Genomic DNA, 23,584 nt, shown 5'->3' on the forward strand with positions numbered 1-23,584 from the left:
GCTGCGGGTGTATACCAGTGTTCGGCAGAGCTCTGGGGATGGTTGTCTCCCGCTCGCCCGGGGAGGTTTACTTCCCGGTCTCTTCCTGGATCCACCGGCGCAGCGCGGGTTGGGCGACGTTGGTGTAGACGCCGTAGTAGCCCGGGCGGGCGCAGCCTCGGCCCCAGGAGACCAAGCCCACCAGTTCTGGGTCCCTGCCGAAGGGCTTGTCGGTCAGTGGGCCGCCGGAGTCGCCCTGGCAGGAGTCCTTGCCGCCTTGGGGGAGTCCGGCGCACAGCATGCGGATCGTCACGGCGTCCTGGCCGTAGGAGTCGCGGCAGGTTCGGAGGGAGACGGTGGGGATGACGACCCCGCGCAGGTTCTCCGGTGACGAGCCGCCCTCGGTGAGCACGCCCCAGCCCGTCACCAGGGCGCGGGTACCCGCGGGGACCTCCCGCTCGGCGACGGTGATCGGGCGGATGTTCGAGCTGTAGGAGATGTCGCGGTCGAGGTAGAGCACGGCGATGTCGTGGTCGTGTTCGTCCTCGTCGTACTTGGGGGCGCGGACGACCTTGCGCACGTCCCGCTTGACCCCGCCCTCGGTGCGGTTGGTGCTGCCCGCCCGCACGCTCAGGTCGTTATTGCCGACGACGCAGTGCGCGGCGGTGAGGGCGATGTCGTGGGCGATCAGCGCGGCGCCGCAGATGTGGTTGCCGTTCTCGCGAAGGCTCAACGTCCACGGCGCCTCGTTGATGTCGATGCGCTCCCCGCCCACGATCCGGTCCTCGGCCGCGGCGATCGGCCCGAGCGTCGCGGCGAGTAGGACGGCGACGGTACAAGACAGCAGACGTCTCATGGTGGCGCTCCCCGGTACGGTTGGTGACCCCACAGTCGCGGGGAACCACCAGGGAGACCAAGGGGATTCACCCGCTCATCGGGTGGCCCCGCCTAAACACCGCCTGCGCCCGCTTAGTCAGCCGATCTTGGCGACGATCTCTCCGGTGCTGCGAGTCGCGGTGAACGACCCGGCCGGGAAGTGCTCTTCGGCCTCGGCCCGCAGCGCGATCGCCGGACCCGACTCATAGGCGGCCAGCGCGGCGCGGTCAGCGAAGGCGTACCGCATCTCCAACGCGCCGTCCGCCAGCGACAACACCTCAGCCGACTCCGCACCCGCCGCGACCACGGCCGCCGCGTGGCCACCGGTGATCCACTTCAGGTAGGAGTCGCGGACATCGGGATCGCTGAACTCGACCCGCACGGCGTAGATGACGGTCATGCCGCCTTTCTACCGGACCAGGAAGGGGCGCGGACCACCAGAGCCGGTAACCAGTTGCGTGCTGTGCGTAACATCTCTCCCTGGGTGGTGGTCGCCCGATGGGATGACCACCGGGGGCGACTGGGCGGGGGAACGATGTCCGAGTGGCGAAGTGACCTCGTGGACGCGGTGGATGAGCTGCTCAAGCTCACCAGGAACGGCAACCAGAGCACGTGGCGCAGGCTGGGGAAGGTGACCCCACTGCCCGAGCCCGGGTGGTTCGCCTACGACCTGCGCGCCCACCAAGGACGCCCCCTGACCGCCGACAGCTTCGACCGGCTCTGCTTATCGGACGAGAAAGGCCCCGAACACGGCGTGCCCATCTCGGTCGAACGGGCCCAGATCACCGACGGTCATCTGCGACTGAAGGTGACCGGCGAGCCACCGAAGAGCTGCCGACACCTCTGGACCACCCGCCTCACCCCGCAGCACCTGCTCCGCAAGCTGAGCGACGGCATCAAGGCGTTGGATGACGCTCCCCTCGCCGACAAGCTCGCCGCGCGCACCCTCGACCCCATCCCCTCGCGGTCTGACAACTACCCGCCCGGGTTCCTGCCCACGCAGCGTCACGCCTACCGGGCCTGCACCACGCCAGGGCTGCACGCCGTGTGGGGTCCGCCCGGCACCGGCAAAACGCGGGTCCTGGCCCGCTCGATCGAAGACCTCGTGCGCGCGGGCAAGCGGGTGCTGCTCGTCTCGACCGCCAACATCGCCGTCGACAACGCGCTCAACGAGGTGATCAAGCACCTGGAGCCCGCGCCAGGACAGGTCGTCCGGGTCGGCACGCCCCACCTGAGCGACCTCGCCGCCAACGACGACGTCCTGCTCGACCGGCTCGCGGCGCGGGCCACCGCCGAGCTCGACGCGCAACGGACGGCGATCCACGGCCGCTTGGCCGAACTGGATACGCACGACACGCGCCTGCACGACTTGGATAGCGCGCTGACCGACTACGACCACGCCCAGTACCTGTCAGCGGAACAACGGATCGCGAACACCACCGCCCTGCGAGCTCGACGAGTCGATCTCGAAGCGGCGCGAAACGAGGTGCGACTGGCGAGTGAGGCGCAGGGCAAGGCGCAGAGCGAATTCGCGACCGCGGCGCAGCGCAGGGCTGATGTCGAAACAAAAGCGGTCAGCCTTCGGCAAGCCCTGGAGATGGCGTCCCAGTTGGCGAGGTACAACCTAGCGCTGGAGTCCATACGGGACGAAGTCGCACAACTACGGTTCCAGGTGGAGTTCGGCTCACTTGGCTGGTGGAAGCGCAGAGGGATCCAGAAGCGTTTGGCGGAAGCGGAAGCAAGACTGGACTATGCGCTGCGCCACGTCGTTGAGGAGCGCGGTCGGCTAGAACCACGGATTCGTTTGTCCCAAGCCGAAGCGCGTCCGGTTACCGAAGATCTCCTCGGCAGGCTCGACCACGACTGTGCTGTCGTGAAACAGAAACTGGCCGCCGCCAACCGTGTGCTGGATGGGGCGCATCGGCTGGTGCGGGAGATCGAGGGACAGTGCGCGCGGATCGAGCAGCAAGGAATTGCCACCAAGGGCGATCACGATCTGGTCGACCTGGCCAAGCGCACCGACCTTCCCAGCCGTCACCTCGAACGCGAAGAGCTGCGCGCCAGCCGCGACACCGAGCGCCGGACGCGATCCGATCTAGAGGTCACTCTCCGCGATCTTGACAAGCGGGCCGCGAAGCTGCGCCGGGACGCCGAGGGGGAGGTGCTCGCCGAGGCCAGCGTCGTCGCCACCACGCTGGCCCGGTCGAGGGCGCACCCGGCGGTGGCCCGCCAGCGGTTCGACGTCGTCCTGGTCGACGAGGCCGGGGCCGCCGTCGTCGGTGAGGTGCTCCTCGCGGTGTCGATGGCCACGACCACGGCCACCCTCCTCGGCGACTTCCTCCAGCTGGGGCCGGTCACGGCCGAAGCCGAGAACGTGGACAAACCCAGCGTGCAGAGGTGGATGATCCCCGACGGGTTCACCCACTGCGGCATCCGCTCACCGGAGGACCTGCGCACCACGCCGGGATGTGCGGCGCTCCACCACCAGTTCCGATTCGGGCCCAACCTGCGGGAGCTGGCCAACGACGTCGTGTACCGCGTCCTCGCGGACGGCGTCACCGAGGTCACCGGCACGCCGCCCGACGACACCGAGATCGTGCTGGTGGACGTGCGTGGCCTCCCGGAGCTCACCACGATCCGCCGGTCCGGCCCCGTCGCCGGGTGGTGGCCCGTCGGTGCCCTGCTCTCCCGCGCGCTGGTCCAGCACCACGCCGCGGAAGGCGAGGTGGGGGTGGTCACCACCTTCAAACAACAGGTCGAAGCCACCCAAGCCGTCCTGCGCGACGGCGGGCGCGACCTCGACGTCGCCGTGGGCACCGCGCACACCGTCCAAGGCCGCGAGTTCGAGACAGTGGTGTTCGACTTGGTCGAGGACGGCGAGGGGTGGATCAGCGCGGCGAACTGGGATCGGGAGGGGTTCGCCCGAAACGGCGTGCGGCTGTTCGGTGTGGGGATCACCCGAGCCCGCAAACGGCTCTACATCATCGTCGACCTGAACGCCGCACTCGCCAAGGCGCGTCAAGGGACGCCGCTGGCCGCGCTCCGGGCGCTGGGCAAGGCGGGGAAGGTCCAGTACTGCCGGGCCAGTGTGCTGCTGGGCATGGCGGAACAGAACCAGGTCAACCACGCGTCCAGTGTGGAGGCTGAACTCGACAAAGTCTTGCGCGGCCTCGTCGACGTCACCGACATCCACGACGAGTTCTCCTTCGACGAGGCGCTGCCTGGACACCTCGCGGCCGCGCGGCACTCCGTGTGGATGTGGTCGCCCTGGGTGGGCAAGAAGAGCGCGCATTTCCTGCCCAGGATCACCGACGCCGTCCAGCGCGGCGTGGACGTCCGGGTGTTCATCCGCACCGAGCGCGACCGCAACCTGATGCGGGACGCGGCGAACAAGAACTGGGTCGAGAAGCTGTACCTGACCGGCGCCAAGGTCATCCGAGCCGAACTGGAACACCGCAAGATCGTGGTCATCGACGACCGCGTCGTCCTACTCGGCAGCCACAACCCGTTGTCCCAGCACAAAAGCCGGGAAATGATGATCACCTGCCAGGGTGCTGCCTTCGCTCAACGCATCCTCACCGACATGAACGCCCAACTACACGGCAACCCACCCCCATGCCCCACCTGCCACCGCGCCTTCGAACTCTGGCGCTCGGCCAACAAGCGCAAGGGAACGCCCTACTTCTGGCGCTGCCACCCGTGCAAGACCCAGCAAGACATCCCCAGGAACGGCTGAGCAGGCTAGGCCGCACTCAGGGCATCGCCCGCCTCACACGCTCGGAGCAGCCCCGCTTGCGCGGGGAGGACGCCAGCACATCGGCTGAGATCGAGGACTGCCGAGGAACAGCCCTGCTCACGCAGGGAGGACCCGCTACTGCCTACCGGTGCAGGCAGCCTCGTGGGAACAGCCCCGCCCGTGCGGGGAACGCATCCCACATGCCGATCCCGGTAGTCGGGACAGGAACAGCCCCGCTTGCGCGGGGAGCACGACTCAAGACCGCTCTCGATCTCGCCGAGGTCGGGAACAGCCCCACCTGCGCAGGGAGGACGACACCGACTGGGCGTTCCTGCTCGACACCGCGGGGACAGCCCCGCCTGCGCGGGGAGGACCCGAGTCCGGTGCTGCCCGAGTAGCGGTGGCAGGGAACAGCCCCGCTTGCGCGGGGAGGACACTTGCTGACCTGCTGGTTTACCCACGCGAGGGCGATTTCCCATTCACTTTGGCTTGGATGGCGTGCGTCGGGTGCAGGAGTCGTGGCTGGCGGCGGTGCCCCGGCCAGTGCTTGTGTGAGGTCGTGAGCTCCTTGAGTTGCGTTAACCGATGAGCGCGGTGGTCTAGAGGTTAGGCCAGCCGCAGTGTAGGTGGGTGAATGCGGTGGGTGAGTGCGTCTGTGTCATCCCCAGGTGTGGCCTACTTGGCGCGACAAGCCAGGTGCAGGGCCAGGCGGACCTCGGGGTCCGACAAGTTCGCCCCCAGCAGTTCCTCGATCTTGCTGAGCCGCTTCACCACCGTGTTGCGGTGGATGCCGAGGCGAGCGGCCGTCGAGGTGGCGGAGGATTCGAGGTCCAGGTAGGTCTCCAGGGTCCGAGCAAGGTCAGCGTTGGCGGGGGAGAGCAGTGCGCCGAGCATGCGCTGCGATCGCGCGCGCACGTCCTCCGAGGTAGCCGCAGCGAGAAGGCGCCGGACACCGGCCTCGTCGGCGAACTCCACTCGTTGACGACCGCGGGCGGAGCCTGCGAACCGGCTGAGCTCCTGCGCCTCGACCAGGGTCTCGACCAGGCCGGGAGCTCCGAGCAGCGGCCGCCCGACCCCGGCCACCAGGTTCGAGTCAGGGACGAGCGGCAGGACCGCGTTGAGCGTGCCGACGATGTCGCGGCGTCGTTCTGGGGTCGCCTCGGTGCCGTCGGTGATCCACGTCGACCAGCCGTCTCCCCGTTCCACCAGCGGACCGGTGAAGTGCAGGGCGTCGCGAACGTCGCGAGTCCTCGACCGCACGTCTTCGGGAGCGGACCCGCCGACCAGGAGGAGGTGCACCCCGATGTGCCACCCCTCCAGTTGCCACCCCGCCGCGACCGCCTGGCTGAGGACGCGTCGGGGGACCTGCGGACCCGAGCTGAGCAGTTCAGCAAGCACAGTCGAGTGGAATGTCGCGTCGCGCTCGGCCCGGAGTCGCTCGGTGGCGGCCCACGCGGTGATCGAGCAGGCAGCGAGGTTCAGCGCGCTCTCGATCTTGACGGCGGTGTCGTCGCCTATCTCGCCCGTTTCCGCGACGAGCCACAGTCGCGGTGGTTCACGGTCGCCGACCTTGATGGGGACCAGACACGTGAACCCGTCGCCGTCCCGCCAGGTCTTCGTCCCCCCGCGGGTGTCGATGTGCAGGGGGCGCCGAGGTTCGGTTCCCGCGAGGACAACGTGCTCGGCCCCCACCAGCGCGGTACGAACCCCAAGCTCGCTGTTCAACAGCTTGACGACACTCTTCGCGTCGCCAACGCCGTGGAGACGCTTTGCCAGTCGCGCCAACACAAGTCCGTGCTCAGACGCTGGCTCATGGATCCGCACCCACAGTCTTCGCGCTGTCTCAAGTGGATCGCCTTCGATCACCGCGAGGGGCAGGGCGAGGCGCTCGGCGAGAACCGTCGTCGAGGAGAGGAGTCGTCGCGGGGTGTCGACCGCCGTGACGACAAGGCTCGCATCGCGGTCGTGCACTCGGCGCAAGAGCAGTTCGAGCTCATAGCCCTCAAGTGCTCCGGTGACCACGATCGCTCCGCGTGGCACCTCCGGTGTTCGCCCGGGCGCGAGGGCAAGCACCTCCGACGGGACTGTGTCCAGATTGGACGACCCGCCGACCACCGTGGCGGCGTTGAGCGGTTCCTCGGCGAGCAGGTTTCGCACCGACGGTCTGGCCATCTACAGCCTCACATAGTCGAGTGAGTAGCCGAAAGCGCGCGGGTTCACCAGGGGGAGCGCGTCCTCTTCGAGCCACCTGGCAGGCGCGGCGAGGGCGAGAACGTGGACCTCGCTCCCGACCGACGCGCGCTCCGCCTGGATCGGCCGCAATGATCTCTGGTCGAGCAGGCAGATGATGTCCGGCGTGGTCGCGACCGGTATCCCGTCGTCGATGACCACCAGGAACTCGCTCTGCATCTCGACCCTGAGCGCACGCTGGTCGTCGGCGGTGCGCAGCGTCAGACTGCCCGCGCCGAACGACGAGCCGTGCCGCCACTCGACCTCGATCACCCGCCCCGACGCGAGGTGCCGCGCCCCGTCGACCGGCGGCTTCGCAGAAGAGTTGACCTCCAGCAGCGCCGTGCCGAGATCGGTCGCCGCGCGCAGTGTGCCCGCCACTCCGTGTTGCCGTACCTGGGCGATGGGAAGCCGATAGCCCGCGAAGCTCGCCCATCCGCCGAGTAGCGCGGTGTTCGCCCGGAGTAACCGCTCTGCCTCCGATGGCGGCCCGGTGTCGATGCGGACAAGGGTTCCGCTGGTGTCGATGAGCGAGAACGGGGACATGCTCAACCCGGCGGCGGTGTACGTCGTTTGGTCGAGCCGCGGCAGTGCCCGACCCATCCCGCTGACGTCCAACAAGGGCGTGCCGGTCTCGGCCGCGACCAGGATGCCAGCGAACGCGTTGGCCCCGGCGCCCTCATACCCGGCGACCAGATGTGGTCCGCCCTGGTCCGAGACGAGACTGGCGAACGCGTGGGTGAACTCCCCGCCGCCCATGGGTTTCTCGGCGAACGCCGTGATCGCCCCGACGAGGCCGATGTGGATCACGGTGACGTCGTCCGGGGCCTCACCTGGTGAGAGCACGGTGACGGGCCCGTGCTGCTGCAGTGCTCGTTCGGCGAGCATGCGGAACAGGGTGGTCTGGCCCCCGCCGCCTGACCCCAACAACGCCGCGCCCAGCTCTAGTGCGGGCAGCGTTTCACGGTCGATCGTCCACATGGGCGTGTGTCCGTAAGTCAGCGCGGTAAGCGAGTTGGCCCACGGAGATTACTCCGGTTGCCACCGCCTGAGGCTAGCAGCGAAGAGGGCATGTTGCACTCCTCGATCCCAACCGAACGGACACATTGCACACTGCGCGGTGGACGATCTGCGGCCTAATCTCTGGCTCTCGGTGAGCCGCATCACAGGCTGACCCGGAACTCAGGAGGGTCAGCCATGTCATCCACCCAGGGAGTCGACGACTACGCACTGGAACGCGTGCCCGCCAAGGCCCGCTACTCGTGGTGGTCGGTCTGCGTCCAGCGCTTCGGTCAGCTCTCCTGCCTCTCGCAGTTCCTGATCGGGGCGACGCTGGGCTTCGGGATGTCGTTCTGGTCGGCCGTCCTGGCCATCACGCTCGGGTCGGTGATCCTGGAGGTCGTCGCGATCTTCACCGGCATCGCGGGTCAGCGCGAGGGCCTCTCCACCTCGGTGTTGACCCGGTGGACGGGCTTCGGCCGCTACGGGTCGAGCCTGGTCGGGTTGGCCATCGCGTTAAGCCTGATCGGTTGGTTCGGTGTGCAGAGCGCCATCTCCGCGCGCGGCCTCACCGAGCTGATCGGCATCCTCCCGACCTGGGGCTGGGCGCTCGTGTTCGGGATGGCCGTCACGGGGATCGTGATGTACGGGTTCGGCTCGATGGCGTGGACGGCCTACATCACCGTTCCGGCGTTCCTGCTGCTCGCGGGCTACGCGGTGATCAGCGAGCTGTCCAAGCACTCCCTGTCGGACCTGGTCAACTCACCCGCGCCGGGACCGCAGATCAGCCTCGCCGCGGGCACGACGCTCGTCGCGGGCGGCTTCATCGTCGGCATGGTCATGACCCCCGACATGACGCGGTTCAACCGCTCGACGGGCGATGTCGTCAAGCAGACCTTCGTGGGCGTGACGATCGGCGAGTACGTGATCGCCCTGGTCGGCGTCCTGCTCGCGCACGCCGTGGGCACCAGCGACATCATCGGCATCGTGACCTCGAGCGCGGGTCTGCTCGGGACCCTCATCATCGTGGCCAGCACAGTCAAGATCAACGACTGGAACCTCTACTCCGCCTCGCTCGGCGTGGTCAACTTCGGCAAGACCGTCTTCGGGGTCAAGCTCCACCGAGGACTCGTCACGCTGACCGTAGGCGGCATCGGCAGCGTCCTGGCCGCCGCGGGCATCCTCGAGAGTTTCACCGACTTCCTGATCGTGCTCGGTGTGGCTTTCCCGCCGCTCGCCGGGATCATCATCGCCGAGTACTTCTTCGTCAAACTATGGCGCTCAGACCTGGACGAGTCCGGTGACGACCTGCCCGCCAGTTGCCCCACCTGGGTTCCCACCACCCTGGTCGTCTGGGCCCTGTCCTGGGGCGTCGGGTACTACCTGGACTTCGGCATCGCCTCGATCAACGCGCTCGTCACGTCCTTCGTCCTCTACCTGATCGCAGGCAAGCTGGGCTTGGTGCGGCCGCTGGGCATATCGCGAACCGAACCAACCCGCCTGGCCGACGACCAGCACGCCTGACCCCGGGGGACCGCAATGCGAATCGGAATCGACGTCGGCGGCACCAACACGGACGCCGTCCTCATGGACGCCCGCCGCGTGCTGGCCGAGGTGAAGACCTCGACGACACCCGACGTGACCTCGGGCATCGTCACCGCGATCGCCGAACTCAGGAAGGCGTCGCCGTTCGACCCCCTGGACGTGCAAGCGGTGATGATCGGCACGACGCACTTCATCAACGCGATCGTCGAGGCGAACAGGCTGGCCCCCACGGCCGCGGTCCGCCTGGGTCTGCCCGCGACCCGGGCCCTCCCGCCGCTGGTCGGGTGGCCCGACCACCTGGTGGCGGCGATCAAGGGGGAGGGCTACCTCTGCCACGGCGGGAACGAGTACGACGGTCGACTGATCAGCCACCTCGACCGCGACGAGATCAAGCGGGTCGCCGACGACATCGCGCTGAAAGGGATCCGCAGCATCGCTGTGTCCTCTGTGTACTCACCGGCGAACCCCGAACTGGAGGTCGAGGTCGGCGACATCCTGTCCGAACACATCCCCGGCGTGGCGGTGAGTCTCTCCCACGAGCTCGGCCGGATGGGATTGCTCGAACGGGAGAACGCGACCGTCATCAACGCTTGTCTGCGCGAGCTCGCGGGCCACATCTGCGACGGGCTCTCCGGCGCGCTGACCGACGCGGGGATCCGCGCTCCGCTGTTCCTCAGCCAGAACGACGGAACGCTGATGGACGTGGACTTCGCCCGCCGCTACCCGGTGGCGACCTTCGCGTCGGGACCGACGAACTCGATGCGCGGGGCCGCCTTCCTGTCAGGACTCGGTGACTGTGCGGTCATCGACGTCGGCGGGACAACCAGCGACATCGGCATCCTCCAGAACGGCTTCCCCCGCGAGGCGACGACCGAGGTCAGCGTGAGCGGGATCCGCACCAACTTCCGGATGCCCGACGTCCTGTCCATCGGCATCGGCGGAGGCAGCCGCGTCCGCCTTGGTGAGCCCACCGTCGGCCCGGACAGCGTCGGGTACCGCATCCGCCAGGAAGGGCTCGTGTTCGGTGGTGACACCCTCACCGCCACGGACATCGCCGTCGCCGCCGGGATCGCGGAGATCGGCGACCCCGACCTGGTCGCCCACCTGGATCGGTCCCTCGTCGACGCCGTGCTCGCGCACATGTCGCGGGAGATCGCCTCGGCCGTCGACCGCATGCGGACCAGCGCGACCCCGCTCCCCGTGGTCGCCGTCGGCGGCGGCAACATCCTGGTACCCGACGTGCTCGAAGGATCCGGGAAGGTCCACCGGCCCGAGCACTCCGGCGTCGCGAACGCCATCGGTGCCGCGATCGCCCAGGTGGGCGGCGAGGTCGACCGGATTTTCGCGGTCGCTTCCGGAACCCGGGAAACGGTCCTCGACGCCGCGAAGCAGGAAGCCGTCGATCGGGCCGTCGCCGCGGGCGCGCGCCCCCAGACCGTCCAGATCGTCGAGGTCGAGGAGGTCCCCCTGGCCTACCTCCCCGGGAACGTCACGCGCATTCGCGTCAAGGCCGTGGGAGACCTCGTCTTCGAACCCGCGCTCACCGACACCGGAGCCCGACGTGCCCACTGACATCACCCTCACCGACCTGCCCGATCTCGCCCGAGGAGCAGCATTGCTCGGCACCGGTGGGGGCGGAGACCCCTACATCGGCCTGCTCCTGGTCAGCGAGGAGCTGCGCCGCGGCAGGACCATCACACTCCTTACCACCGACGAAGTTCACGACAACGACCTCGTCGTGGCGAGCGCCTTTATGGGAGCACCCACCGTCGTCGTGGAGAAGATCCCTTCTGGGGACGAACCCGTCACAGCCCTGCGCACGCTGGAGAAACGCCTCGGACGCACGGTCGACGCGATCATCCCCATGGAATGCGGCGGCCTCAACTCGATGATCCCGCTCCTGGTCGCCGCCCGTGCTGGCATCCCGATCGTGGACGGCGACGGCATGGGCCGGGCGTTCCCCGAACTCCAGATGGAGACTTTTGGCGTGTACGGGGTGGCGGGATCTCCAATCGCCATCTGCGACTCCAACGGCCACACAACCGTCATCGACACCGGGACCGACAACAAGCAGATGGAATGGCTCGCCCGCGGCGTGACGATCCGCATGGGAGGCGTGTCCTACATCGCGGAATACCCCATGACCGGCGCCGAAGTGCGACGCACAGCCATTCCCGGCACGATGAGCCTGGCGCTCAGGCTCGGTCGATGCATCCGCGAGGCTCGAGAGCAACACCAAGACCCCTTCGAAGCGCTCAGCCGAGCCCTGGAGCGGTCCATCTACGGGAGCGGTCGCGTCCTCCTGGAGGGCAAGGTCATCGACGTCGAACGCCGGAGCTCCGACGGCTTCGTCCGAGGCACCGCCACCGTGAGCTCCTTCGACGGCGACACCGCGGTCACCCTCACCTTCCAGAACGAACACCTCGTGGCCCACCACAACGGCCGCGTCCTGGCCATCGTCCCCGACCTGATCTCAGTCCTGGACGCCCAAACCGCCAACCCCATCACCACCGAATCCCTCCGCTACGGCCAACGCGTCAAGATCTTCGCCATGTCCACCCCCGCGATCATGCGCTCCCCGGAGGCCCTCGAGGTGTTCGGCCCCCAAGCCTTCGGCCTCAAGGACCCCTGGACCCCGGTCGAGGAACTCACCTCGATCTAGCCTGGTTGACACCAGGAGCTGCCACGCGATAGTGCAGGCGCCGACGCGGCCGTGTCGGCGCCTGCATCCGCGTCGCTGGGACCGGATCCTGCGGCGGTAGATCTGATACGCTCGCCGCGATGAACCTCTACGTGAACAGAACGGGGGTCTCGTTCGCCAAAGGTGAGTGCTGATGCACCCTTTGACAGCGAGCGAGAACCTCCGGCTACTTTCTTGGTCGCACGTGCGCGAGTTCGCCGTGCCGCCATCGATGATCGAGGTCGCGACCGCCCGGCGGGTGGCGGGTGATTGGGCGGGGGCCTGCGCCGCCGCGCGGGTTGATGTCGACCTAGACCTCAGAGCCGTACGACGTGATCATGGTGGGGAGTTCGCGGCGCGGGTCCGTGCGGATCTCCGCCACCTGGCGCCTGACCTGCTTCGTTGGCACTATCCGCGGATCGACCCGAACGGTCTGCTGAGACCGGGGCTCACGGTCTCGCTGGCTCGGTATGAGCCAACGGCAGAGGGCGACGCGGTGCACTTGGTGGCGCGAACGCCGCCTGCGTGGGCGGCTGCCGGTCAGCGGATCAGCCTCGCCCTGTGGGAGCCGTCCAAACCGGGAACGGGCGCTGGCGACCATCCCCATCCACGCCCTGACCGGCGGTTTCGCCTGGATCTGCACCGTCACCTGTGGGACGTGCGCAGATCCGGCGAACTGGGGGAGCGGTCGGGAGTCGAGCAGTGGCCCGCAGGTGGTGACCCTCCTGAGGGGCAACGGATTTCCGGGCTGTCGGCATGTGCTGTGCACCGGTGGGCGGCTGAAGCCGCGTTGTTGCTGCGCAGCGACGAAAGTGCCGATCAGACCGTCACCGTGCTGCTCGGCTTCCGGCGTCGATTGTTGGTGAACCTGCTGCCGGGAAACGGGATCACGGTGACTCGGCCGAACACCCGGACTCGTGCGTACCCGATTCTGCCGGACGCTGCGACGTGGGTTCTCCCGGATCTCGAGCTGCTCAACGCGGGACTGATCACCGCGGACCGGTTGCACCCGCTCGTCGCGGCGGCCCTCCTGCCGGGACGCAGACCTAGTGGCGTGTCCCGGAACCCGGACCGCTCTGTGCGTTCCCGCCTGGTCGAGTGTCGTGGCGCCATGCATCGGATCGACGTAGTGAATGGCGTGCTCGCACCGCTAGACCACGACCCCGACGAGATACGCCGCGAGGAACTGCTGGCGGCACTGGGCGGTACCGCTTTGCCTTGCCTGCAAGCGATCGCCGAAACGCACCGGCGTCCGGACACTCTCGACGACATTCGCGCCCGGCTCGACCACGGCGACACCGCGGGCGCTCTTGCTGCCGTCGAACACCTGCTCGGACCGAGCGCCCTGCTTCCCAGTGGCGCACTGCGTGATCACCTGGAAAGGGCGGCTCGCCGCCAGGTCCTTCACGGGTGGTACCGCGCCGAACTCGTCGTCCAGGGACTCACGGAGTCCACAGAGCACATAAGCCGTCGCGACCGTTCCCGTCGCATGGCTTCGCGCTAACACACCCGCTTCTCTTCTGGCCGACACGGCCCTGACTCGACCCCCAGGTGATCAAGCATGCCCAATCCCAGTGACCCCCGACCACTCGACGTTGCTGCCGGACTCCTTGCCCTGCTGAAAGAAACGACCACCGAGCTGCGTCCCGACGCCCAGTTGGAAGCCTTGATGCTGGCCGTGTCCGCTGATCTCCCGGTTCTGCTGTGGGGTGAACCGGGCATCGGCAAGACAGCCGCCCTCACCCAGCTCGCCGAAGCCCTCGAGTTGCCCTTGACGACGGTTATCGCCAGCGTGCACGAGCCGTCTGACTTCGCTGGCCTCCCGGTGGTCGGCGATGACCCAGCGGTGCAGGGCGTTCCGATGGCGCCACCAGACTGGGCGGTGCGACTGGTCCGGGCAGGCGAGGGGCTGTTGTTCCTCGACGAGTTGTCCACTGCTCCACCTGCCGTGCAAGCCGCCCTCCTGCGGGTCGTGCTTGAGCGCAGAATCGGTACGTTGACCCTCCCACCAGGAGTCCGAATTGTTGCCGCAGCCAATCCCCGCGCCTCTGCGGCTGACGGGTGGGAGCTGAGCCCACCGCTGGCCAACCGGTTCGTTCACCTGCAATGGTCCTATGACCACGAAGTCGTGGTACGCGGGCTGGGCGGGACATGGCCGAAGGCAGTCCTGCCGCAACTGGCGCCGGACAAACTGCCGGAGGCCGTGGCCTTCGCCCGTCGGGCCGTGTGCGGACTCCTCGCCGTCCGCCCCGCGCTCGTGCACCAACTGCCCAAGAACGAAGCCCGCCGCGGTGGCGCGTGGCCCTCGCCGCGCAGCTGGGACATGACGCTACGACTGGTCGCCTTCGCCGTCGCCTCGGGAACTTCCCGGGAAGTGCTGTCCATGTTGGTGCGGGGCACTGTGGGGGATGGGCCGGGGCTGGAGTTGTTGGCCAGTCTCGATCGCATGGACCTGCCGGATCCCGAAGCGTTGCTCGCAGACCCAGCCACGGCAGTCCTGCCGGAGCGTGGCGACCTGCGCCAAGCAGTGCTCGACGGGATCGTGGAAGCGGTGCGCAAGCGTCCAGAACAGTCCCGTTGGGACGCTGCGTGGTCGTTGCTGCTGCGGGCCTGGGAAACCGGAGCGCCAGACCTGGTGGTGGTCCCAGCCGCCACGCTGGCCGCGTTGCGCCACGAGGACTGGCCGGTTCCACCAGCGATCGAGCGGCTAGCAGGAGTGGTGTCCCTGTCGCGTCGAGCCGACCTGGCAGCCGTGGGTGTGAGCCGATGAGCCTGGACGAGGAAAAACTGTTCGCCGCCCGGTTGCATGCGGTTCGCAGCAGACCGTACCTGGCAACGGCGTTGTTCGCCCTGCATTGCGTGGAATCACGGCGGGTCCCGACCATGGCCGTCGACCGGCATTGGCGTTGCTACGTCTCACCGGCGTTCGTGGACCGCACCCCGATTGAAGAACTGGCCGGGGTGTGGGTGCACGAGGTGTCCCACCTCTTACGCGACCATCACGGCCGCAGCGACAGGTTCGCGGCGACACACGAGCTGACCGGACCGGGCGAACGACTGCGGATGAACATCGCCGCCGACTGCGAGATCAACGACGACGTGTTCGGCGATGGTCTGGCGCGGCCCGAGGGCGCCGTGGACCCGGCACTGTTGAGATTGCCTGACGGGCAGCTGATGGAGGAATACCTGCGCCAGTTCCGACTCGGCCCGCACACCGACGAGTTCACCTGGCTCGACTGTGGAAGCGGTGCCGACGGTCAGGACCGCGAGTGGGACATGGGCCCCGACGGCGCGCACGGACTCACCGAGCAAGAACGGGACGCGGTTCGTTTCCGCGTGGCACAAGGCATCACCGGCGCACCAGGCGACGTCCCAGGAGGCTGGCGGCGATGGGCGGAAGAGGCGTTCCAGCCACCACAACCCTGGCGACAACTGCTAGGCGCGACCATCCGCGCGGCGGTCTCCGCCTCCGGCGCGGGCGAGGACTACACCTACGGCCGCCCATCCCGAAGATCCACCAGCCTTCCCGGCGTGATCCTGCCCAGCCTCCGCAGGAAGCCGCCCCGCGTCTGCGTGATCATCGACACCTCCGCATCAGTGAGCGACGCCGAATTGGGCAGCGCCATAGTGGAGATCGCCGCCATCACCCGCGCGGTCGGCGGCCGCCGAGACCTCCTCTCCGCCGTCTCCTGCGACACCGCCGCCAGCATCGCGAGCCAGCTGTGCCAGGCCCAAGACATCCCCTTGCTGGGCGGAGGTGGCACCGACCTGAGATCCGGATTCGCAGCTGCCCTGCGCACCAAACCCCGCCCAGACGTCATCGTCTCCCTGACCGACGGCCAAACCCCCTGGCCCGACACCAAACCCCCCTGCCGCACAGTAATCGGCCTATTCCCCCGCGAACGCACATTCAACGAGAACGACCCGGACTACCAACCAGACACCCCACCCGACTGGGCCCGAGTGGTCACCATCGCTTGATCACTGCGTTTGCTCACAGGAGTTCCACGACTGTTGGCGGGAAGCAATTGACAGTGGTTGTGCGACAACGGTGCTCGATGTGCGGCCCGAGCACATGGTTGTCCGAGGCCAAGGTGGACTCTGCGTATTGAGTGAAGTACCGACAGTGGCTCGTTCACGGCTTGATCCAGGAACAACCACGTAACAATCGGTGTTCCCTCGCCACCAGGTCCTCAACTTCAGGGCACAACATGGGACATCCTGGCAGGGTGACCGCTGAACTACGGCCGGACCAGCGTCTCGGCTGGCTTCCCCTGGTGTGGGTGCTGCTGTTCTGCACGTGGTTGTTCGGTGTCCCGATGCTGGTGCTGGAGTCGGCGTTCTCCATGCCGTTCATGGGTGTTCCCACCGCCGCTGACTACGCCGAACGCGACATGTTGGCCATGTGGGCGAAGATCGTCGCCGTCGGCGTCCCGTTCCTCGGCGTCCTGTTGGCCGCGATCACCCGCCGGACAGCAGCTGCGGCCGTCTTCGTGACGCTCCTGCTCCTGAGCCTGGCCGTGATCGGCTACCACCGGGCGTACGACGCCCGTCACAACCCGACACCCGTGCCCACTCCCGAGCAGCGGGCCTGCCAGGAACACAGCGGCGGCGACAACAGGTGCCCGGGTGGCTGATCGACCAGCCCGGGGGCATGAAATCTGCTCGGTCGCAACCCCGCCTCGACATAATTCGCCCAGGGCACGTTATTGGCCCGTTCGCAATCTCGCTTGAAGGGCATAGATTCCCGTCTGTCGCAATGGTTTCGGGCGCCACAATCTGAACTTGACGGCCTTGTGGAGTTTGCTTACGGTCGATCGGGTTCCCGCCGATCGATATTTGAAGGTGTTCATGACCGCGCCCCCAACGTTGCCGAAGTTCAGGCAGCGGTTGATTCTTGCCGTTCTCATGTTGTGCTCGCTGCTGGTCTGGTTGGACAACACAGTTCTGAGCACCGCGCTGGAGACCCTCGCCGACCCGGTCCGCGGCTTAGGCGCCAATCCCGGTGAGCTGCAGTGGGCGACGGGTTCGTACACCTTGGCCTTCGCCACGTTGATGTTCACCGCTGGGGCGTTGGGCGATCGCTTCGGCCACCGGACCGTCTTCTCCGGCGGGTTGGTGGTCTTCGCCGGGTCCTCGCTGTGGGCGGCGTACGCGAGCGACGCGGGCGAGTTGATCGTGGCTCGAGCCGCGATGGGCATGGGCAGCGCGCTGATCACACCCGCCATGCTGGCCATCCTCATGTGGACCTTCACCGGCCCCGCGCGCGCCGCCGCGATCGGCATCTTCTCAACCTCGGCAGGCGTCGGGATGGCGGTCGGCCCGGTGTTGGCGGGATTCCTGCTCGACCACTTCTGGTGGGGCTCGGTATTCCTGATCAACCTCCCGGTCGCGGCGGTGGCGTTGATCGGGCTCGCCGTGCTGGTCCCGAACTTCCGCAGCGCCACTCGACGGCCGCTGGACCCCGCCGGGATGCTCCTGTCCATCGGTGGACTCGTGGCGTTGGCCTACGGGCTGATCCGGGCTGGGCAGGTGACCGCGTGGAACCGCGCCGACGTCTGGGTGCCGATCGTCGTCGGCCTGGTTCTGCTGGTTGGGTTCGTTCTCGTCCAACTGCGCCTCAAGATGCCGAGCTTCGACCCGCGACTGCTCGCGCAACGCGCGTTCGGCGGCGGCAACGTGGCGCTCGGGTTGCTGCTCTTCGCGGTAGCAGCCATCACCTTCTACAACGCGTTCTACCTGCAAGGCGCGCTCGGGTTCTCGCCGACGAAGGCGGGCCTGGCCAACATCGCCACCGCGCTCGGTGCGATCGCGGGGGCGCCCCTCGCCACGCGCCTGGTCCGCCGCCTCTCGCTGCGCCCCGTCGCCGTGCCCGCGCTGGCCGTGGCTGCGCTGACCATGGGCGCGTACGGGCTGCTCGGGCTCCGAACCCCGCTCGTATGGATCGAGGTGCTGCTATTGGTGCAGGGCCTCGCGATCGGCATGGTGATCGGCCCCGTCACGGCCGCGCTGATCAGTGACCTGCCGCTGGACCAAGCCGGCGCGGGATCCGCCGTCACCAACACCATTCGGCAAACCGGCAGCGTGATCGGCATCGCGGTAGGCGGCACAATCATGTCAATCGCATACCGCCGCGCGATCGACCCCGCACTAGCCGATGTCCCCGCCCCCGTTCGGGACCAAGCCCAAATCTCCGCCGAACACGCCCGCCACGCCGCCGCAGCTATCGACCAGCCCGCCCTCGCCCGCGCCGCCGACGACGCGTTCATCCACGCCATGCACGTCGGCGCGGGCTGGATCGCGCTCATCGCTCTCCTCGGCGCTGTGGTGCTGTTGATCACCTTGCCCGTCGCCGGGAAGAGGAGGCCGGATCGTCGCGCCGAGACCACCCAGGCGCCGCGAACTGTGCTGGAACCCAAGTCGTGAGACCGACCTCATGACCGCGCCGGACCGAGAGATCTGCCCCGTCATCGGTCAACCGCCGGTCCGCGGTCGTGGCTGCTACCGGCCCGGCGAGCACGAGGCCCTCGGCATTCCAGACTGAACGCTGGCGAAGAACGAAGCCTGGGTGAACGGTGCCTACAGTAGCCAACCGCGCTGGCCCGGAAGGTGGACATGCTCCTCGGCGCCGGGTACACCTTCGACGAAACCGAACCATTGCTCAGCCCATCGTGAAAGTAGGACGACGTGCCCACCTTCGAAGCCGCGTCCCCGAACCAGCGCGTCTTCCTCCGCTACGGGATCGCAAGCATCCCCGACCCTCGCGACGCCGATGTCGAGGCCTACCTGGCAGAGGAACTGGCCCGGCGCTCACCGGTCTCGACCAGGTCAGTGAGCGATGAGGGCGGGCAGGTGTTGACCGCATTCGCGGAGCGCGCGGCCACCCGCGCGGTCCGCTCCACCGACGTCGCACTGCTGGACCTCGCGGTCAGGGCACTGGCGTTCGCGGGCCTGGCCGAGCGGGAGAGCATCATGGTGCTGGCACTGGTCGAGGACGCGGCGAACAAGCTCGATGTCTTCGTTGAGGACGTGTTCGGCCGGGTTGCCGAACAGGTCGGCCCACCAGCCGCCCTCGCCCTGGTCAACTGGCTGTCCCGCCAACCCGAAGACCGCACCCTGACCGCAATGGGTTACACCGAGTCCTCCGACGACACCGGCTTCCTTTATCGCTGGGCGCCCCGGTAGTAGGTTGCTGGCCCGTCTGCTCGTTCTGCAGCGCGGACTGGGCCAGCGACAAGGGCCTGTCAACTGGGTGATCGCGCACCACACCACCGGTCCCGCCGTGGCCAACCTCAGCCTCGGCGGCTCACCGGACGCCGTGCTCGATGCCGCCATCAGCAGGCTCATCGCCGACGGCGTCACCACTGTGGTGTCGGCGGGCAACGAGAACGCGAGTGCCTGCGACAAGTCCCCCGCCCGCGTTGCCGAGGCGATCACCGTCGGCGCGACGGAGTCCGACGACACGCGCTCCAGCTTCTCCAACCACGGCACGTGCGTCGACCTGTTCGCCCCCGGCTCCCAGATCACGTCGGCCTGGAACACCTGGAGCGGCTCCTCGAACCACCTCAGCGGGACCTCCATGGCGTCCCCGCACGTTGCAGGCGCCGCGGCATTGTTGCTCGCGGTGGACCCGGCCACGACGCCCGCGCAGATCTCCGCGCACCTCGCACTGGACGCGACGCCCACCTGATCCCCAATGCTGGCACCGGATCGCCGAACCGGCTCTTGATGGTGGGCACCGGCAGCCGCCCCGGTACCCGGTCGTGTCCAACCCCGGCCTCAAGGCACAACGCACGGGCCCATCCATGATCATCCAGATGACCGCGAAGGGTGGCACCGCCCCGTACACGTGGTCCGCCACCGGCTTGCCCACGGACGTCACCATCAACGCCACCACCGGCCTCATCTCCGGCACACCGACGCAAACCCTGATCAACGCGACAGTGACCGTGTCGGCGAAGGACACGACCGGCCGCAGCACCCAGTCCCGATTCGAGATCACCGTCGTCCCGCCCGACTGGACCTGCCCGTCCGGCGGCCAGAAACTCGTCAACCCCGGCTTCGAGTCCGGCGGCACCGGCTGGTGGGAGAACACCGACAACATCAACCGGCACACCGGCGCACTGGCCCGCCGCACCGGCACCTGGGCCGCCGCCCTCCGCGCCGACTCGGCGGGCGGGGCAATCATCAGCCAGAGGGCCCAGGTTCCCCGTGAGTGCGCGTGGTCCACTTTGACCTTCTGGGCCAAGTTCGTTCCCCTGCAAGGCGTCACCGACGACAACGATGCAATGCGCCTGCTGCTGAACGACGAGCCGGTGTTCTTCTTGAAGGGCAACACCATGGGCACCGGCTACCGCCAGTACACCGTCGACCTATCGCGCTACGCGGGCCAGACCGTCATCCTCTGGTTCACCGGCTGGGGCGACTACAAGAACATCTCCTCGATCGTCCTCGACGACTTCGCCCTCAACGCCCGCTGACATGTTCGGCACGCGGAAGAAGACGCAGAACCGGCTTGTGGCGGACCACATGAGGTCCTTCTTCGCGCGCATCCCCGCTCGTCATCGGGACAACCCGGAGGAGGTCGCTGTGTGACGAATGTGATGGTGTCTGTCGACTGCGAGCGCCGCCCCAGCCAGTGCTCGACCGCCCTCTTCACGTGCGCGGCGTGGCCTCGCCCGGTTCCAGTGACCGGGTGAGCGTGTCGAGTTGCAGGCGCACCCTTTCGGCATCAGCGCTGCGGCCTTGTTCGCGGTAGAGGGCCAGTGCCCGTCGCCAGGTGGTGCGGGCTTGGGCGTGGTGGCCGAGGGCGGCGTAGGGGTGGCCGAGGTTGTCGAGGGTGTCGGCGGTTTCGGTGGCGTTCCCGACGTCGCGGTAGCGGGTGAGGGCTTGGCGGTAGTGCTCGATGGCCCGCAGGTGGTGTCCGGTGTGGTGGTCGATGAAGCCGAGGCTGTCCAAGGCGTCGGCCTCGCTGTCGGGGTCCCTGTGGTGTCGGTGCAGGGCGAGGGCGGCCTGGCAGTAGGAGCGGGCGGTGTCGTAGTCGCCCAGCCGGGCGGCGGCCCAGCCCACCGAGTTGAGCGCGATGGCGTGCCACACGGGGGAGTCGAGGTCGCGGAAGAGGTCCAGGGCGTGGTGAGCGTGTTCTAGGGATCGTTGGTCGTCTCCTTGTTGTTCCCAGGTCCAGGCGAGGGCGTGGTGGGTGTGTGCCAGGTGGGTGTGTTCGTGGTGGTGCTGGGCCAGGTCGAGGGCTTGGTGCAGGTGGACCAGCGCCTGGTCGTGTTGCCTGAGCTCGGCGTGCGCGTGCCCGAGGAGTCGGTGGGCGAGGATGCGGGCGGTGGGGTCGGGTAGGTGGTCGGCGGCGGCGGTGGCGATCTTCCACACGGCCAGGTAGTCGTGGTGGCGGCCCCGCCTGCGGTGGAAGGTGGTCAGGGTCCAGGCGATCTGCCAGACGGTGTCGTGGCGACCCGTGGCGGCGTGTTGGGCGGCGAGCAGGTGCGGGTGGTGGGTGTCGAGCCAGGCCCACGCGGCCGGTTGGTCGAGCGGCGGCTGGGGGATGGCGCTGGGACCGGGCCGGATGGGCGGGCGGTGGGGGTCGATGAGCCGGTCGGCGGTGTAGGCGGTGCGCAGGAGGAAGTCGACCACCCGGTCCAGGGCGGCTCGACGGTCTTGCTCGCCCAGGTCGCGGGCGAGCGTGGTGGCGTAGGCGCGGACCAGGTCGTGCATGGCGTACCGACCGCCCGTGTGCCGCGTGAGCAGGGAGTGGTCCTCCAGGACGCCCAGGGCCTTGCGGGTCTCCGTCGGCGACAACCCGGTGAGGCACACCGCGGCGGGGAGGTCGATGTCCGGGCCGGGGGCGATCCCGAGCAGCGCGAACACCGTCCGCTGCTGGTCGGTGAGCCAGCGCAAGGACCAGGACAGCACCGCGGGCAGGCTGGCCGCTGGATCGACGTCGTGGTCGAACGCCTCCAGACCCAGGTCGCGCAGCTCGGCGGCGAACTCGACCAGGGGGACCCGCGGGCGGGTGGCGGCGTGGCGGGCGGTGATCGCCAGGGCCAGCGGGTGGCGGCCGCACAGCTCGGTCAGCTCGTCGGTCACCTCGGTCGCGGTGTGCGGCTCGGGCAGGCGCGCGACCAGCACCGCGCGGGCCTCGTCGCGGGTGAGGACGTCCACGGGCAGGTGGCGGGCGCCGTAGCGGTCGATCAACGAGGCGAGTCCGGTGCGACTGGTGACCAGCACCGCGCACGAGGTGCCGCCGGGCAGCAACGGGACGACCTGGTCGGCGGTGGCGGCGTTGTCCAGCACGACCAGCATCCGCCTGCCCGCGACCAGGTCCCGGTACCGACCGGAGAGCGCGTCGAGGCCCGGCGGGAGACCGTCGGGGTCGACGCCGAGGGCGGTGAGGAACCCGCGCAGCGCGTCGGCAGGCTCGGTCGGGCGTCCGGTCGGGCTGAACCCGCGCAGGTCGACGAACAGTTGCCCGTCGGGGAAGCGGTGCAGGTTGCGGTGCGACCACGCCAGGGCCAGCCAGGTCTTGCCGATTCCGCCCGCGCCGCCGATGGTGGTGATCGCGACCGTCCTGGTCATGGTGCGGTCCAGCTCCGCGAGTTCACGGACGCGGCCGGTGAACTGCGCGGGCGCGGCGGGCAGGTGGCGGGGCGCCACCGACCTGTCGGCGGCGAGACCGGGATCGGCGGCCAGTATCCGCCGGTGGAGTTCTCGCAGGTCCGCACCGGGATCGGAGCCCAACTCCTCGGCTAGCTGGGTGTGCAGCCCCCGGTAGTGGTCCAGGGCGTCGGCTTGGCGACCGTTGCGGTACAGCGCGAGCATGAGCTGCGCAGCCACGCGTTCGTCCAGCGGGTGGGTCTGGGCACGCGCGATCAACTCGGGCAGGAGCGCAGCGTGTCGACCGCGGCGCAACGCCAGGTCGACGCGTTCGCTGTCGGCGGCGAACCGCTCGCGCTCCAGCCCCTGCCGCACCACGGCGATCCACGGTGTGTCCAAACCGGACAGCGGATCGCCCCGCCACATCCGGTCTGCCCGTTCCAGCAGTTCCAAGGCACTGGCCTGGTCCGCGTCGGCGCGCGCCTGGACGATCAGGCGCCGGAACCGGTGCAGGTCCACGCGGTCGGACGCGACGCGCAGGACGTAGCCGCCCCCGCGCCGTTCGATCACCACCTCGCCCGCGATTCCACTGGCGGACAGCAGGTGGCGCAGCCGGGACAGGTAGTTGCTCACCAGCTGCCGCGCACGCCGTGGCGGGTGCTCTCCCCAGATCCGGTCCACCAGGTGGTCGGTGGGCACGACCTGGTTGGCCTCGACGACGAGTACCGCCAGCACGCACCGCTGCCGGGCGTGCCCGAGGTCAACCGGCTTCCCGTCGACGACGACCTCGACCTGGCCCAGCACCCGCAACTCCACCCGCACAGCCCCCTTTTCCGCCCGACCCCCTGCCTATGCCCGCCCCACCCCCGCACGGCACCACCGAACAGCTGATTCGCAGAACGTTGTGTTGCCAGAAGGCACCGGGGGTCGATCCTGGC

17 protein-coding genes are annotated in these 23,584 nt (G+C 68.5%); 12 read left to right on the forward strand and 5 right to left on the reverse strand.

What is annotated here, in order from left to right; translation table 11 throughout:
- Positions 1-67: 67 nt before the first annotated feature.
- Positions 68-835 carry a serine protease gene (locus LV75_RS13630; protein WP_253887247.1) on the reverse strand — a complete coding sequence of 256 codons (768 nt, stop codon included), beginning with the start codon at positions 833-835 and terminating at the stop codon, positions 68-70.
- A 117-nt stretch (positions 836-952) separates the two neighbouring features.
- Entirely contained in the window at positions 953-1,255 is a 303-nt protein-coding gene (locus tag LV75_RS13635; RefSeq protein WP_253887248.1) for a hypothetical protein, read from the reverse strand.
- A gap of 135 nt (positions 1,256-1,390) precedes the next feature.
- Between LV75_RS13635 and LV75_RS13640 the strand changes: the two genes are divergently transcribed.
- Positions 1,391-4,591 (forward strand): AAA domain-containing protein, encoded by a 3,201-nt coding sequence (locus LV75_RS13640; protein WP_253887249.1) that lies wholly within the window; start codon positions 1,391-1,393, stop codon positions 4,589-4,591.
- A gap of 675 nt (positions 4,592-5,266) precedes the next feature.
- Here LV75_RS13640 and LV75_RS13645 read toward each other — a convergent pair.
- Positions 5,267-6,763 carry a PucR family transcriptional regulator gene (locus tag LV75_RS13645; protein WP_253887250.1) on the reverse strand — a complete coding sequence of 499 codons (1,497 nt, stop codon included), beginning with the start codon at positions 6,761-6,763 and terminating at the stop codon, positions 5,267-5,269.
- Positions 6,764-7,801 carry an S-methyl thiohydantoin desulfurase family protein gene (locus LV75_RS13650; RefSeq protein ID WP_253887251.1) on the reverse strand — a complete coding sequence of 346 codons (1,038 nt, stop codon included), beginning with the start codon at positions 7,799-7,801 and terminating at the stop codon, positions 6,764-6,766.
- 216 nt (positions 7,802-8,017) lie between these two features.
- Here LV75_RS13650 and LV75_RS13655 point away from each other — a divergent pair, with 216 nt between their 5' ends.
- The 11 genes from LV75_RS13655 (at position 8,018) to LV75_RS13705 (ending at position 20,524) form a co-directional block, all read left to right on the forward strand.
- Positions 8,018-9,343 (forward strand): purine-cytosine permease family protein, encoded by a 1,326-nt coding sequence (locus LV75_RS13655; RefSeq protein ID WP_253887252.1) that lies wholly within the window; start codon positions 8,018-8,020, stop codon positions 9,341-9,343.
- A gap of 15 nt (positions 9,344-9,358) precedes the next feature.
- Entirely contained in the window at positions 9,359-10,936 is a 1,578-nt protein-coding gene (locus LV75_RS13660; RefSeq protein ID WP_253887253.1) for a hydantoinase/oxoprolinase N-terminal domain-containing protein, read from the forward strand.
- Complete coding sequence (locus LV75_RS13665; RefSeq protein ID WP_253887254.1) at positions 10,926-12,026, forward strand: S-methyl thiohydantoin desulfurase family protein; 1,101 nt, start codon at positions 10,926-10,928, stop codon at positions 12,024-12,026. The genes LV75_RS13660 and LV75_RS13665 overlap by 11 nt, the downstream gene beginning before the upstream one ends.
- Positions 12,027-12,249: 223 nt before the next feature.
- The gene (locus tag LV75_RS13670) at positions 12,250-13,548 is read left to right on the forward strand and encodes a hypothetical protein (RefSeq protein WP_253887255.1); all 1,299 of its coding nucleotides are present in this window, start codon (positions 12,250-12,252) and stop codon (positions 13,546-13,548) included.
- A 57-nt stretch (positions 13,549-13,605) separates the two neighbouring features.
- Positions 13,606-14,814, forward strand: a complete 1,209-nt coding sequence (locus LV75_RS13675; RefSeq protein WP_253887256.1) for an AAA family ATPase — start codon at positions 13,606-13,608, stop codon at positions 14,812-14,814.
- A complete protein-coding gene (locus LV75_RS13680) occupies positions 14,811-16,025 on the forward strand; it encodes a vWA domain-containing protein (protein ID WP_253887257.1) in 1,215 nt (404 codons plus the stop codon). The genes LV75_RS13675 and LV75_RS13680 overlap by 4 nt, the downstream gene beginning before the upstream one ends.
- A gap of 248 nt (positions 16,026-16,273) precedes the next feature.
- Positions 16,274-16,681, forward strand: a complete 408-nt coding sequence (locus LV75_RS13685; protein WP_253887258.1) for a hypothetical protein — start codon at positions 16,274-16,276, stop codon at positions 16,679-16,681.
- Positions 16,682-16,895: 214 nt separating this feature from the next.
- Complete coding sequence (locus LV75_RS13690) at positions 16,896-18,470, forward strand: MFS transporter (protein ID WP_253887259.1); 1,575 nt, start codon at positions 16,896-16,898, stop codon at positions 18,468-18,470.
- A gap of 261 nt (positions 18,471-18,731) precedes the next feature.
- Positions 18,732-19,229: a hypothetical protein gene (locus LV75_RS13695; protein ID WP_253887260.1), complete on the forward strand. Its 498-nt coding sequence runs from the start codon at positions 18,732-18,734 to the stop codon at positions 19,227-19,229.
- Between the two features lie 67 nt (positions 19,230-19,296).
- Entirely contained in the window at positions 19,297-19,734 is a 438-nt protein-coding gene (locus LV75_RS13700; RefSeq protein WP_253887261.1) for a S8 family serine peptidase, read from the forward strand.
- Between the two features lie 127 nt (positions 19,735-19,861).
- The gene (locus tag LV75_RS13705) at positions 19,862-20,524 is read left to right on the forward strand and encodes an Ig domain-containing protein (protein WP_253887262.1); all 663 of its coding nucleotides are present in this window, start codon (positions 19,862-19,864) and stop codon (positions 20,522-20,524) included.
- A gap of 175 nt (positions 20,525-20,699) precedes the next feature.
- Here LV75_RS13705 and LV75_RS13710 read toward each other — a convergent pair whose 3' ends face one another.
- A complete protein-coding gene (locus LV75_RS13710) occupies positions 20,700-23,468 on the reverse strand; it encodes an AfsR/SARP family transcriptional regulator (protein WP_253887263.1) in 2,769 nt (922 codons plus the stop codon).
- Between the last annotated feature and the right edge of the window lie 116 nt (positions 23,469-23,584).

Source organism: Actinokineospora diospyrosa, from assembly GCF_024171925.1.
Classification (GTDB): domain Bacteria; phylum Actinomycetota; class Actinomycetes; order Mycobacteriales; family Pseudonocardiaceae; genus Actinokineospora; species Actinokineospora diospyrosa.